Here is a 14,064-nt window from a genome sequence, read left to right as displayed (position 1 = left end):
GGGAGGCAGACAGCCGGCCCCCGCGCCGCGCCCCCCCCCAGGCCGGGAGCCCGGCGACGTGTCAGGACCGCAGGAGCGCCAGCAACTCACCGCGCAGCGCGCTGTCGTCGCCGAACGCGCCCAGGAACGCGGTCGACGTCATCTCGGCGCTCGTCTTGATGCCGCGCATCGTCATGCAGAGGTGCTCGCCCTTGGCCAGCACCGCCACGTCCCGGGCGCCCGTGACGTCCGCCACCTCCTGGGCTATGCCGGTGACCAGCCGCTCCTGCACCTGAAGCCGGTGAGCGTGGCGGTGCGCCACGCGGGCGAACTTCGAGAGGCCCAGCAGGCGGCTCGTGGGGCGGTAGGCGATGTCGATCGAGCAGTTGAAGGGCAGGAGGTGATGCTCGCACAGCGACCACACCCGGATGTCCGAGACCACCACCATCTGGCTGGTGGTCGTGGTCTCGAAGAGGGTGTCGATGGTCCCGGGGTCGTAGTCGACGAACTCGCGCCACCAGCGAGCGAAACGTTCGGGCGTCTGCCGCAGCCCGTCCCGGTCGGGATCCTCACCGATCTCCTTGAGCAGCCGGTGCGCGAGATCGACCAGCGGATCGTCCCCGCTCTCCTCGTCCCCGGTCCGCGGTTCGACAGTGTTCACGGTCACTTCAGACACCTCTCTTGTGTCCCCAGACCAGCGTGTGCAGCCGGGTGGTCACGTTCCATCCCCGGTCGATGACCGAGGAGACGAGTTCCTGCATGTGTTTGTCGATGTCGTCCGGGCTCTGTCCCTCGGGCATGACCCAGACGGATTCGATGCCGAAGTCGGCGGCGAGCACACTCACCTCGTCAAGGTCCGCGACGGTGCGGCAGACGAACTTGAACGTGGTGTCCGGCGTGGTGGCGAACCGGCGCAGCGCCTGCGGCACGATGCGCCGTCGGGCCGGATCTCCGGAGTGCGCCAGCTTCGGCGAGACGTTGAAACGCACACCCGGCCGTACCAGCCGGCTGTCCGGGACACGGGTTCCGTTGGTTTCGAACTCCACCTCCATCCCCGCGTCCAGCAGCGTCTCGACCAGAGGCAGCAACCGTGCCTGCTGACTGAGCGGCTCCCCGCCCGAGATGACGATGAGGTCGACCCCGAGAGCCGTCAGCTCCTCGGCGACCGAGGAGACAGGCCGCCGGTGCAACTCGACCTTGGGGTCGTAGCTGACGCCGCTGTCGCTGACGCCCTGCCAGTCCCACGTGTAGGGGGTGTCACACCAGCGGCAGGACAGGTTGCAGCCGCCGAGCCGCAGGAAGCCGCATCTGCGGCCGAGCGACCGTCCTTCTCCTTGGACGGCCTCAAGTGGGGCCGAAGATCTCGTTGACGACGAGTTCCGGTTCCACGGGGCACCACCTCCTCTTCAGTTCGGGCATGCGCCGGTTGCGGGTGAGGGTGAGGACTGCAAGGAGCGGGCCCGGAGGTCAGGGCCGGTACTCCGCCCACGTCTTGGGCGTCTCGGAGACGCGGACCGAGGTCAGCTCGGGAAAGTCCTTCTCCCACTGCGCGTACATCCACACCGCCAGGTTCTCCGCGGTCGGGTTCTGGTCGACGACGTCGTTGAGGTGGCGGTGATCCAGAGTGTCGTCGAGCCACTTCTTGAACACCGAGAGGTCGCCGTAGTCGCGGACGAACCCGACGGGCGTCAACGCGTGCCGCTCGGCGCTCAGTTCGAGCTCCACCGCGTAGTTGTGGCCGTGCAGTCGCGCACACTGGTGGTCTTCGTGCAGGCCGTCGAGCCGGTGACTGGCGGAGAACTCGAAACGCTTGGTGATACGCAGGGTCATGACGGGAGGGAGACCTTTCGTCTGAGGATGGGGCGCCCCGGATGGCCGGGGGCGCTCACGAGAAGGACGCGGTGGCGTCGGGGAGGACACCGAGCTTCTCCAGCACCGAGCGGCGCGAGACGACGGGCTCGAATGCGGAGTCCCCGCCGACCGGCGGGGCCAGCGGCTCGATGAGCGTGTCGGGGTCGGACTCGAAGAAGAACACCAAGGACAGCAGTTCCTCGTGCGGGGCGCTCGGACTGGGCGCCAGCACGCGATGGCGCAGCGCCCGCCAGCGGCCGTTCGTCCAGAGCTCCATCAGATCGCCGAGGTTCACCACCAGCGCCTCGGGGTCGTACGGCGGCGCGAACCAGCCGTCGGCCTCGTTCCAGGCCTGCAGACCGCCCACGCCCTGCTGACGGCTGAGGATGGTGAAGGTGCCGAGATCGGTGTGCGGACCGTTGCGCAGCTGCCCGCTCGCCACCGCACCCACGGTGGCCAGTGACGGGTACCAGCTCACGTTCTGGGTCCAGGTGGCGTGACCGGCACGGCGGGTGAAGAAGTCCCCGGGCAGCCCCAGCACCTCGGCGAACAGCGCGTTCACGCCGCGAGCCACGCGCTCCATGTGGGCGGTGTAGGCCTCGGTGGCCCGGCGCAGTCCGGGCAGCACCGCGTCGGGCCACCGGTTGCGCGGGTAGCAGTAGCGGTCGATCGCCTCGTCGCCCGAACGGTACGAGGGGCCGGCGTAGAAGGACTCGTGCAGGTCGGGTGCCGCCACCGGCTCCTCGCCCGCCTCGCGAGGCACCCCCACGCCTCCGCCGGGATGCATCTCCAGCCAGCCGCTCTCGTACGGGGCGCCGATGGCATATGGCTCCTTCGCCTCGCGCGGCAGAGCGAAGAACTCCTTGCCCTGCGAACGGAGTTCGGTCATCGCGTCGGGCGGCACGCCGTGTCCCTTCAGCAGGAACATGCCGGTCTCGCGCAGGGCCAGGTCCAGTGCCGTGGCGGTGGCTTGCCGCTCCTGGTCGGAGGCGGTGGGCCAGGCGCCGAGGTCGACGGTCGGGATGGCGCTGTTCATGGGGGGCTCCTTTCGTACGGTGCGGTGTTCTCGTACGGTGAGGTGTTGGTTCTCGTCAGCCGTGAAGAGTCGCGTCGACGGATGCGCCGAGGATGTCGACGCCCTGGTCCAACTCGGCGTCGGAGACGGTGAGCGGCGGCAAGAGCTTGACCACGGAGCCGTCCGCTCCCGATGTCTCGACCAGGAGCCCGCGCCGGAACGCCTCGGCGGACACCTGCGCCGCGATGGCGCCGGCCCTGTCACCGTGGGACCGGAAGTCGAGCCCCGCGGCGAGGCCCCGTCCCTTCACGGTGGGTGCGCCGTCGTGATACCCGCGGGTGATCTCGCCGAGTGCGGTGGCGAGCCGTTCGCCGGAGCGCCGCACGGCCTTCTCCAGGTCGTTGCCGGACCAGTAGGCACGCAGTGCGGCGGCGCCGGTCACGAACGCCGGGCCCACACCACGGAACGTGCCGTTGTGGTCGCCCGGCTTCCAGACGTCGAGCTCCGGGCGGATCAGCGTCAGCGCCAGCGGCAGGCCGTAGCCGCCGATCGACTTGGACAGACACACCATGTCCGGCACGATGCCGGCGTCCTCGAAGCTGAAGAACGGGCCGACCCGACCGCAGCCCATCTGCACGTCGTCGACGATCAGCAGCACCCCGTGGCGGCGGCACACCGCCGCCAGAGCACGCAGCCAGTCGTCCTCCGCGGCGTGCACCCCGCCCTCGCCCTGCACCGTCTCGACGATCACGGCGGCGGGCTTGTCGAGTCCGCTCCCGCTGTCGCCGATCATGCGGTCCAGAAGTTCGGGGGCGCTGCCCGGGTAGCCGTCGTAGGGCATGGAGACGGCATGCCCCAGTGGCACACCGGCCGCGGCCCGCTTGGCGGCGTTGCCGCTCACGGCCAGGGCGCCGAGCGTCATGCCGTGGAAGGAGTTGGTGAAGCCGACCACGGTGGTGCGGCCGGTCACGCGCCGGGCGAGTTTGAGTGCGGCCTCGACCGCGTTCGTTCCCCCGGGGCCGGGGAACACCACGCGGTAGTCCAGCGCCCTGGGCGCCAGGACGGTCTCGTGGAGCGTGGTCAGGAAACGGCGTCGGGCGACGGTGAACATGTCCAGGGAGTGCGCGACCCCGTCCCGGGCGATGTAGTCCATCAGGGCCCTCTTCAGAACGGGCGGGTTGTGGCCGTAGTTCAGTGCGCCGGCGCCGGCGAAGAAGTCCAGGTAGCGGCGGCCGTCCTCGTCGTAGAGCCAGCTTCCCTGGGCGTGGTCGAACACCACGGGCCAGGTACGGCTGTAGCTGCGGACCTCGGATTCCATCTGTTCAAACGCGTTCATCAGATGTCCTTCGTGCATACCCCCGCCTTGAGGCGGGTGAGGGAACGAGGGTCCTGCGAAGCAGGGTGGGAAGAGCCGCTCCGCCCAGGGCGCGATTCAGCAGGGAACGGCCTTCAGGCCGACGCCGAGGGCGCTCTCGAGGCGGCGTAGACAGTGGGGTCGTGGACACCGGCCGCGACGAATGCTTCGCGGCGCTCGACGCAGGACGCACACCTCCCGCAGTGCACCTCCTCACCGCGGAAACAGGTCCAGGTGTCCTCGAACGGCACGGAGAGCTGATCGCCGAGGGCGATGACCTCACGCTTGAGCAGCCGGGCCAGGGGCGCGATCAGGTCCAGGTCCGGGTGGGCGTGACCGCGGGTCGCGATGCGCTCCATGGCGAGGAAGGCGTCCAGGAATTCGAGCGATGTGTCCGATGGGCCTATGTCCTCCGCCATGATCCCGAAGGCGACGGCTTCGGCCCGCTCCACGACGGCCAGCGCGAACGCCGCCGAGAGCAACAGGGCGTTTCGGTTGGGGACGATGTTGGGACGGCCGGGGACCGCGACCTCACTGTCGGCCTGTCCGCCGCCGGCCGCGCCCTCGTCCGGGACATCGACGGCGGAGTCCGTGAGGGAGGAGCCGCGCAGTACTCCGCGGGCGCCGCCGAGATCGGCTTCCTCGTACGGGGCGCCGAGGCGGCGGGCGGCCAGCCGGGCACAGTCGAGTTCGCGTCGGTGGCGCTGCCCGTAGTCGATGCCGAGCAGGTGCAGGTCGTGGCCCTGCGCCCGCAACTGGTACGCCATGGTGACGGAGTCGATTCCGCCGGACACCACCGCAATGATCTTTGACACGCGTCGTCCTCACTTCGTCAGTGCACCAAGAAGATGACCGGCCGCCCGGTCTCGTCGGCGCCGTCACCCATGCTGCGTCGCCGGGGGCGGTGGGGGACATGTCCGGCGGTACGGGCGCCCAAGATCTGTCCGTCGTCCTCTCGTGCAGCCGTGCCCGCCGGACGGACAACATCGGGTGGCCGAGCGGACACTCGTCGGCGCGAGAGCCGGCGCGGCCACGTGGGGCCCGTCGAGGGGCGACAGCCGCGCGGAGCACGACGAAGGCCCGGACACCATGGGTGTGTCCGGGCCTTCGTGGTGCTCCGGCCGGTCAGTCCCCGGCGGTGAGCTGGGCCCGGAGAACGAACCAGTGCCGGGCCAGATGGATGCCCTCCTGCGCGGTCGCCCGCGTGACGTAGCGATCGAAGGCCTCGCGATCGGACGCGGTGTCGTAGTCCTCGAAGATCGGCACCATCTGCAGGAACCGGTCCAGGTCTTCAGGAGTGTGGAAGAACTCGTCGTAGGAGAACTCGCGCTCGTAGTCGACGGTGAAACCCGCGTCCTCAAGCCTGCGACGCTCCTCCAGCGCCACTGGCGTCCCGGCCCAGCGTCCGTACAACTGGCCCCGGCCGAACGTCTCCTTCAACGTCCGCACATCCCGCTCACCGATACCCAGATAGACCACTGATCCGCCGCGGCGCAGCACCCGGCGGAACTCCTCCGGGAACAACGGACCGCGCCGCGAGGTGACCACATCGAAGGTTCCGGCGGGGAAGCCGGTGGCCGAGGCGTCCCCGACCGCGAACCGGACATGGTCCAGTCCCGATGCGGCCCGGTGGCGTTCGGCCGACGCCAGCATTTCCGGGGACAGATCCAGCCCGTCCACTCGCCCGAACGAGGGGGCGACGCCCAGCAGGTTCAGGCCATCGGCGCAGCCGACATCCAGCAACGTGCCTGTGGCCGAGCCGAGTTCGTGCACCAGGGCATCGAATTCCTCCTCCGGATCCCCTTGTGGATAGGAGGTGGTGCGGCGCGCACCGCTGGAGTACCCACCGAACTTCTCGGCGACCTTGGAGTAGAACCCCTGCTGCTCCGTCATGATCTGCCCTTCGCTCAACCGTCGAGGTGTGGAACAGTCCATGCTTTCGAGCGCCCGCTCCATCCTGAAGGGCCCACCGTTCGGACCTGCGCGATCCGGAGGGCGACCAGACAGTCACCCCCACTGCCCGAGCGGGCATGAGCCGAGGCTGGTCGGACTGCGCAGGCGGACGCCGTGCGTGCCGTGACCGGCGCGGCGGCCTCGGGCGGGAGGGGAGGCGGCGCGGCTGTCGCCGGCGGGCAGCACGGCACGATATCTCCCGCAACGCTGTTGCTGTTGATGGCTCAGGGCGACGTTGCCGTCGACGCCGGAGGCCGAGCGTGGCAGTTCCAACTGGAGGGGCTCGCTGCTGCTCTTGAGGTGGACATCGGCAGTCGGCGTGAACATTTCCCAGCCCGCCGTGGTCAGTTCGAAACCGGTGGAGCCATCGGTGATCGTGCGATCAGGGTTCCGGAACGTCGGGTGCAGGTGGTGGACGACCCTGGCGACAGCGTGAGGAGTCAGGTGCCGCCCGTCAACGGCGGCGCGGCAGCCTTGGCGCTGCCGGCCTGGGCCCCCGACGAAGAACTCGACGAACTGCTGAGGGCGAACTCGACCCCGATGTTCTGGGGATCGGGGGTCCGGTGCGTGCGGAAGACGGCCGGGTGATCGCGGCCATCAGCATCGCGGCCCTTTCTCACGGGGTGCTGCGCCGAGCGAGTCGCCACCGAAGCCTTTCCATCGGTAGCCGGGCAGCCAGCCCGCGATCGGCTAGTGTTTCGGCCCGCCCGAGTACGGGGCGCAGCGGTCACTCTTTCCCGTCTCGCCCGCTTCACAACAAACACTCCCACCGTCCGCCTCCGCGGTCCGCTGACTCGCGTCGTGGCTCAGCGCGCGCCAGGCAGGTCCTGCGCGGTCTACCTCGGGGCACCCGTGGACCCTGGCTCTCAAAGCATGCGTATCACTGCATCGCGGAACCGGCTGAGCAGAGGAGGGGCGGACGGCACATGCGGCGGGGTATCAGTCCGGCGGCATCGGCCCTGCGCCGTCGGGCTCTGCCGGTGCGGAATCACGCGCACGTCGCACGCGGTGTCGGCTGCTGGGTGACCCGAGTCCTTGGTGATCTGCGCTCTCGGCCCGCCGGCGTTGCATCGGGTCGGTGAAGGAGGACGCGCAGAGCCGGTCGAGCTGGTCCAGGTAGTCGTGCACCAGAGTCTGCCGGTCCGGCGGGCAGACCGCCGCCAGGTCCAGCAGCAGGGCCCGCAGGCGTCGCACCACCTGTATCGCACCTGAGCCGTAGGAGAGGATCTCGTCCAGGGCCAGGCTCAGTAGCGAGTCCCATCCGGGTGCGGGATAGGTGATCCGTGCCCGTCCCTGGCTGTCGGTGACCGTTCCGGGGCCCAATGGACGCCGCGCCAGCCGCTGCAGGATGTCGTCCAGTTGATCCAGGCTCTGCACCGCGGTCGTGGGGTCGTTGACGGCCGGGGAAAGCGCCCGGATGGCGATGTCCACGATCAGCCGCACACCGTAAGCCGGGTCCTGCTCGATGGTTCGGGAGGCACCCACGCGCACCAGACGCCCCACTTTTGCCCCGATGCCGGAGGAAGCCTTGCCGTGGACGGTGGCCAGGGCGGTTCCGGTCGCCAGGAAGTCACCCACAGCCGGGTGGATACGGATCGTCAGGTCCCCGGACTCCGCCAGCCGCGACAGCCTGTCGAGGTCGAATGCCTGCAGCACGCCCGGGGCTTCGCTGTGCCGGACAAGGACGCCGGGGTCCCTGTCCGGTGACACGGCAGGGGGCGGCGCGTCGGCCGCCGCGACAGGGGTCGAAGGGTAGGTCTGCTCGATCGCCACTCTCATCTGTGCGCTGACCGCACGCACCAGACCCCCGGGGGTCGTCGCGGCACGAAGCGTCACCAGTAGCCGCAAGAACAGCACCGCGCTGACCAGGGTCATCACCACCGCCAGGGTGACCGACAACCTGGGCACATCATCCGAGGTGACCTGACTCAGGACCACCAGCGCGTACATGAACGTGGCCACGAAGATGCCGAACAGTCGCGGGAATCGGCCGAAGTACGTCAGTGCCGCGAACAGGCGCGGCGACATCCCCTGGATCGTCTGGATCACCAGAGTGATCGCCGTGAAGACGAAGCCGGTGAGGGTGATCATTCCCGCGGCGATGGCGCCCAGCGTCGCCTGCGCCGTACCGGCGTCGTAGTTCAGCGCACCGGAGGGGTCGTGGCCCTGCTCAAGTCGCGGCAGCACAAGGCCCACCACGACGCCGAGCGCGACAACGGCCATCGCCGTGGACCACCCCGGACTGCGCGGTTTCAGCGGGCGGGGCCGGTTGCCGCGGCCCGGCCGGGCACGCGGCGCGCTGGTGGTCATGGAAGCATTATCCGTGCAGCGGACGCGTGTCCGTCCGGTTCGATCCGCGTGCCGGCGAGGACAGGGCACCGCTGGAGGTCGACATCGACAGCAGCACTGGCGTTGTACGGAGTTGGTCCGCGTCCGGGGCACGGCAGTGGTTCGCCGAGCTGGAACTGGATGTCGAACTCCCGGATACCGACTTCGTGGTGCCGCCCGATGCCCGACCCGATCCTTCGTTCTTCTGAATCGTCATTCAGCTGCACTGGGTGCGGTCAGGAGAATGCACAGGTGGGGTTCGCGCCCCGGGGGGTGTCGCACGACCAGGACTTGGTCTTGAATGTGTCGGCGGTCCACGGGCCGCCGCTGGGCTTCTTCAAGCCCTTCGCCTCGAGCGTAGTTGTGGCAGTCCAGAAGGCTGCACCTTGGCAGGGCTCGGACATCAACTTGGATCTGACGAGTCATCACGAAAGTCAGCATGGGGTCAGCATCAGTCCGGCTGAAGCTGGCTGCAGCTGACGAAACTTGCGACTCGTACGGAGTGGGGTCAGGCATCTCGTGAAGTGGTTGCGGCCGTGATGAGGAAAGGTCTGACGAGTCGGCTCTTTCGCTCGCCAGGCCTCGCGGGGTCGTGCCAATACAGCTCGTTCAGCGCACTCGACCCCGGGGTTTAAGCGGCACAGCCGGCAACTCAGGCGCATCCAACCGACCCCCGTCGTACCCCTTCACATCCCCAAACCGCGACCCGCTCATCCAGTCCTCCCGAGCCTGAGCGATCTCGTCCTGCGACCGCCCCACGAAGTTCCACCACATACCACGGTTCTGACGGTTATCCCCAGGTCAGAGGCGTGACAGACCCTCGGCAGTCAGCAAAAGGTCAGCATCGGACGCCGAGGAGTCAGCACCACATGGCAGCACGCAAGCTCACCCGCGGTATGGGCACCTTCTTCAAGGACTGCGATCACCCCGAGTCCCGGTGGTCGAAGTGCCCGCACGCGTACAAGATCCGTTTCCGTAACGCGGGGGGCCAGCAGAGCGAGGAGGCGGGCTTCGCGCGGCAGGACGATGCGATCGATCGTTTGACGGAGATCTACAACGAGAAGAGGCGCCGGCCGGGGTCCCAGGCGAGGGCGGAGCGTATAGCGAAGTACGGGGCCATGCGCTTCGCGGAGTATGCGGAGGAGTGGAAGGGCGGCCAGCGGCACCTGGCCGCCGGGTCCATTCGCCACCTCGACTCGCTCTTGGAGCACCATGTCCTTCCAGCGATCGGCAGCCGCAAGATGCTCAGCTTCGATCACAAGGTGGTCGACGGTTTCATCCGGTCCATGGAGCGCGCGCAGACGGGCCTGGCGACGCAGTCCAACGCCTTCGACAAGGTGCGTGCGATCCTTCTCGATGCCCATCGGCTCGGCCTCTATGCGGACAACCCGCTGGATGGGGTGAAGGCTCCGCAGTACGACCCGGATCGGGCCGTTATCCCTTCGCTGGAGCAGCTGCGGGCGCACCGGATTGCCGGAGATGACGCCTTCACACTGCTGGTCGACCTGATGAGCGGCTGCGGACTGCGCAACGGAGAGGCGGCCGCCGTCAACCTCAAGAACATCGTCGCGGACGACGTCTACCGGGTGAACGAGCAGGTGGTCCAGGCGACGGGAAAGTACGGGCCGTTGAAGCACCGCAAGGCGGGGGAGTACCGCGACGTGCCGCTGCCGGCACGAGTCCGGGAAACGATCGACTGGTACGCGGAGAAGTACGGCACGGTCGACGGGTACTTGTTGCGTCAGCCGACGAACGCGGCGAAGCCGTATCCCCACTGGGGGTTGTCGAACCAGTGGAAGCGTATGAAGGCATCGGTCGAGGTCGACATCCCGGAGGGGATGGTGATCTACGGCTACCGACACTTCTTCGCGTCGAACTGCCTGACCAATGGTCTCGCGATCACGGATGTCGCGGAATGGATGGGGCACAGGAGCATCGACGTCACCTTCAAGATTTACCGGCATCTGATGCCCGGGTCGATCGGGAAGGCGGCGCAGGTGCTCGACGTGGCACTGGCCGCATAGGTTGGCGGCGGCTTCGGACGCGCGAAGCTCCGGAGCCGCCGTCGTCTCAGCCGAGGCGCTGCTGCCGAGCCCAAGTGTCGACGTCGGAGACCTTGAACTGCAACTTGGCGTTCCGTCCGGCACCGAACTTGTAAACGGCAAGGCCCAACCGAGGTGCATCACGGTAGACCCAGGTGACGGACATGTTGAGGTACTCGGCGGTCTGCTTGGCATTCATGAACTGCTGTGGCATCTGACCTCCATGCATGGACGTGAAGATCAGTGTCACCGAGAGGGGCAACTTGGCCGGACCGTACTCACCTGATAGCAGCGATTGGCAACGGCCTCGGCCTCGGTCTTTGAGGGAGAACGGTGAGCGACCTCTGTGCTCATCAGCAGGTTCTTCGTCTGCTGGTGGTACAGCAGCTGCACCCACGCTGACCAGGCAGAAAGATAGTTGGCGCAGCCTTTGGTCGGGGGCTGGTCCGGAAATGGTCCGGATCTTGGTCTGGCGGCGCCGGAACGGGTCATGTTGTGGCTGACGTGCGGAGGAGGGAGCGAGCGGACCGGGTGGGGTAGATGGACGGCTCCCGGAGGGCGTCTCCCGGGACCGGGGGCGAAGATGGCATCGGGAGGGTCGCTGCCAGGCCCCATCGGCAGCCCAGCGGTTGGCATCTGCGCAAGCTGATTGTCAGTGGGGCTTGAGAGGATCCGGTCATGGCAGAAGCCCTTTTCAGCTTCTGCGTACTCCGGGTGTGCCGCGTGCATGGGGGAGTGCCACGGCGGAAGACGTGATGCCATGGGCCACCGAGGTGTTCCGCACGGGTGACGAGGAGGTGGTCAAAGAGCATCATCAATGCGTCCTGGAGCAAGGGGCAGAGCGGGCCGAAGGGACGTGACACATGCCTGGCGAAGAAGGACGACTGAGTGAGGGCCTGGCCTCTCGGCGGTACAAGCCGGGTGATCGGGTGCGACCGAAAGAGGAGACCGACCACCCTGAGGACCCGGTCGGCACTGTGCTCGTCCGCATCTCAACCGGTGAACTCAGTGTCCGTTTCCCGCTGGCCGGTGTGGAGATGTACCTGGACCACGAGCTCGATCTGGTCGAAAACGCCCCTCCCAACTGGGCGCCGCAAACCGACGGCCCATGAGGTAGGGGACATCGTCCCGTCGTGCTGCGCGATGTCCCGGAAAGCCGCTGCGGTGCGGGGCACGCCACTGGAGGACTACGCAGCAGCTGCCGTTTCCGGGCCCGAACGAACGCGCCCACCTCTTCCTTGGCAGCTACGCCTCCAGGCAACGACCTGGTCGTTGCCTCTGGTGTTTTTGAGCCCGCGGCGACCGTCCTGCATATGGCCCGCGAGCTGTTGCGCCAGTCCTACTTCTGCTACGAGTCGACCGGATCTCGGACGCGGACGAGAAGCCGCTGCTCCAGCTCATCAAGCAGGGCGCCGCCGACGGGCTTCTGACGGCGCGGCAGGCGGAGTACCTCGACTACGGCAGGCAGATCCGCAACCGTTTGGCGCACGGTCGGACCACGCACGCGGTAATGCCGCCGGCCATGGCTGTGCTGATGGTGACGACCTCGTTCGCGATCGTGTCCCAGCTCTGCGCCGTCCCTGCCTGACGATCACGAAGCCTTTCGCGCCCGGGCGTGGTCCGCACGGCATCGCAGCCACGGATTTGCGTGAGGGGCTTGCTCGGGGCCGTGGCCCGGCTATGCCATGGCGGCGGCCACGGTCTCGAGGACGGCGCGCTGCTGAGGGGCGATGGGTACGTCGGTCTGTCGCAGCGAGCGAAGGTTGGTGCCTTCGGCGCAGAGCCTGCACGGCCCGGTCATCGGCATCGGACCGGCGCCGATGAGAGTGCTCGGCGAGGAGCTCTCATAGACGGGGCGGCAGCAGCCGGGACAGTGCCGGCAGTCCTTGAGGTCGTCGGCTGGCGTGTCCGGACTGAGCAGCGGCACGATCCGCACGAGGTTCTCCCTTGCTTCGGCCCACAGACTCAGCGGCCGTTCCACGCTCCGCTCGAAGGCGCCGTCGCCGTCCGGGCCTTCGTTGGTGCGGACCCGGGCCAGCGTGCCGACGTCTTCCTCGGGGTGATCGGGAAGGAATGCCAGGGCAGTCCTGTAAACGGGCCCCTCGATCACGCCGAAGACGTGCCCCCGCCCGGCCATCAGGGTCGCTCCCACCTCGTTCAGCCCCTGGCCGTCGTCATCGTTGCGCAGACGCAGCGGCCAACAAGCCGTGACGCCGGCGATCTCGGCAGGGGCGGAGGTGATCAGGATGCCGTTGCCGAACGGGCGGATGTCCAGGTGCTGCATTCCCTCAGTGGAGTGGAACGCGGTGCCGAACCACTCCGCGGCCGGCTGCACGCTCTCGTCCCGTGAGCGACGCGACCTGTGCTGCTCGTGACGTTCCATGATGTGTCTCGCAGATGTGCCCCCTGCGCGGGCCGATTGGTCCGCTGAAGTCACAACCGGCGGCCCCGCGGGCCAGGTACGCCCAGGGCGCCGGCGATCACCTGTCCGGCCCGCGACAGATGAGGCACGGTCAGTGAGGGAACGTCCGTGTGAGGCCTCAGTGCGTTTCGAAGCCGGGTTTCCAGTCAGAGCCTGGCCGACGACTGCTCGACGCGACGGGCGGACGGGGCGACGCATGTGGAGGCTGACTTTGTCGTGTGAGATCAGCATCTTCTATTGACTGTTTGCTATAGCAGGAGTGAGAGTGCCATCCATGACCAACGAGACCCTCGGTCCCATGGAGACGACGTCGCTGGCCGACCAGGCATACCGGCGACTGCGCGAGGCCATTCAGACCGGATCCCTCCGGGCTGGTGACAAGATCACGGAGCGCGACCTCGCCGCACGCCTCGGCGTCAGCCCCACGCCGGTCCGGGAGGCCTTGCGCCAGCTCGTGCACGAGCGGGTCGTCGAGCGAGTGGGCGCGCGCTCCCTGCGGATCGCGGACCACTCGGCCGAATCCCGCTCGGAGATCGTGGAGGCGGAGATCCGGCTGTCCGCGCTGATGGCGCGTCTCGCGGCCCGCAACGCGACCGAGGCCCAACTCGCGGACCTCGTGGATCTCCTCGACCGCGGTGACCGCCTGGTCGCGGAGATCGAGCAGGTGCTGTCGGACAAGGGGCCCGATGCCGTGGAGCCCGAGCGCCTGGCCGCCGTCTTCCGGATCGCGCGCGAGTTCCACCACCGGGTGGAGGGCAGCGTCGGCAATCCGGTCCTGGAGGGGCTTCTCGCACAGGCGCGGGCCTTCAGCGACGAGGAGCGCCTCGACCGCACGCTGAGGGTCGTCCACGAGGGCGCCGATGTCTTCCGGCGCCGCTACCACGAACATCGGGAACTTCTGGACGCGCTGCTCGGTCGTGATGAGGAGCGCGCGGAGCGCCTCGCCGCCCGGCACCATCGCGAGGCGCTGGACCAGCTCGCCGCGAGTTGACGCGGTTTTTCCCCCCGGCGGGAGGGGCAACCCCCCCCGAAAACCACCCAGAAAAAACACCCCCCCCCCCCCCCCTCCCCCACACCCCCCCCCCACAGCCCCACTAAAAGCCCGAAAAACCTCCCCCCC

The 14,064-nt window shown here is 68.2% G+C and carries 15 protein-coding genes and 1 pseudogene; 4 read left to right on the top strand and 12 right to left on the bottom strand.

Annotated features, from left to right (window positions below; genetic code table 11):
- Window positions 1–61 precede the first annotated feature (61 nt).
- From folE to ACFVDP_RS03420, 9 genes are all read right to left on the bottom strand, one after another.
- Window positions 62–646 (bottom strand): GTP cyclohydrolase I, encoded by a 585-nt coding sequence (folE, locus tag ACFVDP_RS03460; protein ID WP_383482489.1) that lies wholly within the window; start codon window positions 644–646, stop codon window positions 62–64.
- 1 nt (window position 647) lies between these two features.
- Entirely contained in the window at window positions 648–1,256 is a 609-nt protein-coding gene (locus tag ACFVDP_RS03455; protein ID WP_383484302.1) for a 7-carboxy-7-deazaguanine synthase QueE, read from the bottom strand.
- Between the two features lie 190 nt (window positions 1,257–1,446).
- Window positions 1,447–1,809, bottom strand: coding sequence for a 6-carboxytetrahydropterin synthase QueD (gene queD / locus ACFVDP_RS03450; RefSeq protein ID WP_383482486.1), 363 nt, complete (start codon window positions 1,807–1,809; stop codon window positions 1,447–1,449).
- A 55-nt stretch (window positions 1,810–1,864) separates the two neighbouring features.
- Window positions 1,865–2,866: an isopenicillin N synthase family dioxygenase gene (locus ACFVDP_RS03445; RefSeq protein WP_383482483.1), complete on the bottom strand. Its 1,002-nt coding sequence runs from the start codon at window positions 2,864–2,866 to the stop codon at window positions 1,865–1,867.
- A 55-nt stretch (window positions 2,867–2,921) separates the two neighbouring features.
- Entirely contained in the window at window positions 2,922–4,181 is a 1,260-nt protein-coding gene (gene ectB / locus ACFVDP_RS03440) for a diaminobutyrate--2-oxoglutarate transaminase (protein WP_383482480.1), read from the bottom strand.
- A gap of 113 nt (window positions 4,182–4,294) precedes the next feature.
- A complete protein-coding gene (locus ACFVDP_RS03435; RefSeq protein WP_383482477.1) occupies window positions 4,295–5,014 on the bottom strand; it encodes a 7-cyano-7-deazaguanine synthase in 720 nt (239 codons plus the stop codon).
- Between the two features lie 310 nt (window positions 5,015–5,324).
- On the bottom strand, window positions 5,325–6,155 hold the full coding sequence (locus ACFVDP_RS03430; protein ID WP_383482474.1) for a class I SAM-dependent methyltransferase: 831 nt from the start codon (window positions 6,153–6,155) through the stop codon (window positions 5,325–5,327).
- A 51-nt stretch (window positions 6,156–6,206) separates the two neighbouring features.
- Complete coding sequence (locus ACFVDP_RS03425; protein ID WP_383484299.1) at window positions 6,207–6,560, bottom strand: pYEATS domain-containing protein; 354 nt, start codon at window positions 6,558–6,560, stop codon at window positions 6,207–6,209.
- Window positions 6,561–7,091: 531 nt separating this feature from the next.
- The gene (locus ACFVDP_RS03420) at window positions 7,092–8,462 is read right to left on the bottom strand and encodes a DUF2254 domain-containing protein (protein WP_383482471.1); all 1,371 of its coding nucleotides are present in this window, start codon (window positions 8,460–8,462) and stop codon (window positions 7,092–7,094) included.
- 26 nt (window positions 8,463–8,488) lie between these two features.
- Here ACFVDP_RS03420 and ACFVDP_RS03415 point away from each other — a divergent pair, with 26 nt between their 5' ends.
- Entirely contained in the window at window positions 8,489–8,689 is a 201-nt protein-coding gene (locus ACFVDP_RS03415) for a hypothetical protein (protein ID WP_383482470.1), read from the top strand.
- A 400-nt stretch (window positions 8,690–9,089) separates the two neighbouring features.
- On the opposite strand, the pseudogene ACFVDP_RS03410 reads toward ACFVDP_RS03415, so the two are convergent.
- Window positions 9,090–9,254 (bottom strand): annotated as a pseudogene (locus ACFVDP_RS03410) (pirin family protein); the annotation flags it as partial.
- A gap of 95 nt (window positions 9,255–9,349) precedes the next feature.
- On the opposite strand from ACFVDP_RS03410, the gene ACFVDP_RS03405 reads away from it, so the two are divergent.
- Window positions 9,350–10,504 (top strand): tyrosine-type recombinase/integrase, encoded by a 1,155-nt coding sequence (locus ACFVDP_RS03405; RefSeq protein ID WP_383482467.1) that lies wholly within the window; start codon window positions 9,350–9,352, stop codon window positions 10,502–10,504.
- Between the two features lie 46 nt (window positions 10,505–10,550).
- On the opposite strand, the gene ACFVDP_RS03400 is transcribed toward ACFVDP_RS03405, so the two are convergent.
- The gene (locus tag ACFVDP_RS03400; protein WP_383482465.1) at window positions 10,551–10,736 is read right to left on the bottom strand and encodes a helix-turn-helix transcriptional regulator; all 186 of its coding nucleotides are present in this window, start codon (window positions 10,734–10,736) and stop codon (window positions 10,551–10,553) included.
- Window positions 10,737–11,385: 649 nt separating this feature from the next.
- On the opposite strand from ACFVDP_RS03400, the gene ACFVDP_RS03395 reads away from it, so the two are divergent.
- Window positions 11,386–11,634 (top strand): hypothetical protein, encoded by a 249-nt coding sequence (locus ACFVDP_RS03395; protein ID WP_383482462.1) that lies wholly within the window; start codon window positions 11,386–11,388, stop codon window positions 11,632–11,634.
- Between the two features lie 566 nt (window positions 11,635–12,200).
- On the opposite strand, the gene ACFVDP_RS03390 is transcribed toward ACFVDP_RS03395, so the two are convergent.
- Entirely contained in the window at window positions 12,201–12,857 is a 657-nt protein-coding gene (locus ACFVDP_RS03390) for a hypothetical protein (RefSeq protein WP_383482459.1), read from the bottom strand.
- Window positions 12,858–13,218: 361 nt separating this feature from the next.
- On the opposite strand from ACFVDP_RS03390, the gene ACFVDP_RS03385 reads away from it, so the two are divergent.
- On the top strand, window positions 13,219–13,935 hold the full coding sequence (locus tag ACFVDP_RS03385; protein ID WP_383482457.1) for a GntR family transcriptional regulator: 717 nt from the start codon (window positions 13,219–13,221) through the stop codon (window positions 13,933–13,935).
- The last annotated feature ends 129 nt before the right edge of the window (window positions 13,936–14,064 follow it).

The organism is Streptomyces sp. NPDC057694, assembly GCF_042799415.1.
Classification (GTDB): Bacteria; Actinomycetota; Actinomycetes; order Streptomycetales; family Streptomycetaceae; genus Streptomyces.
This window is presented reverse-complemented; position numbering and strand designations above follow the sequence as displayed.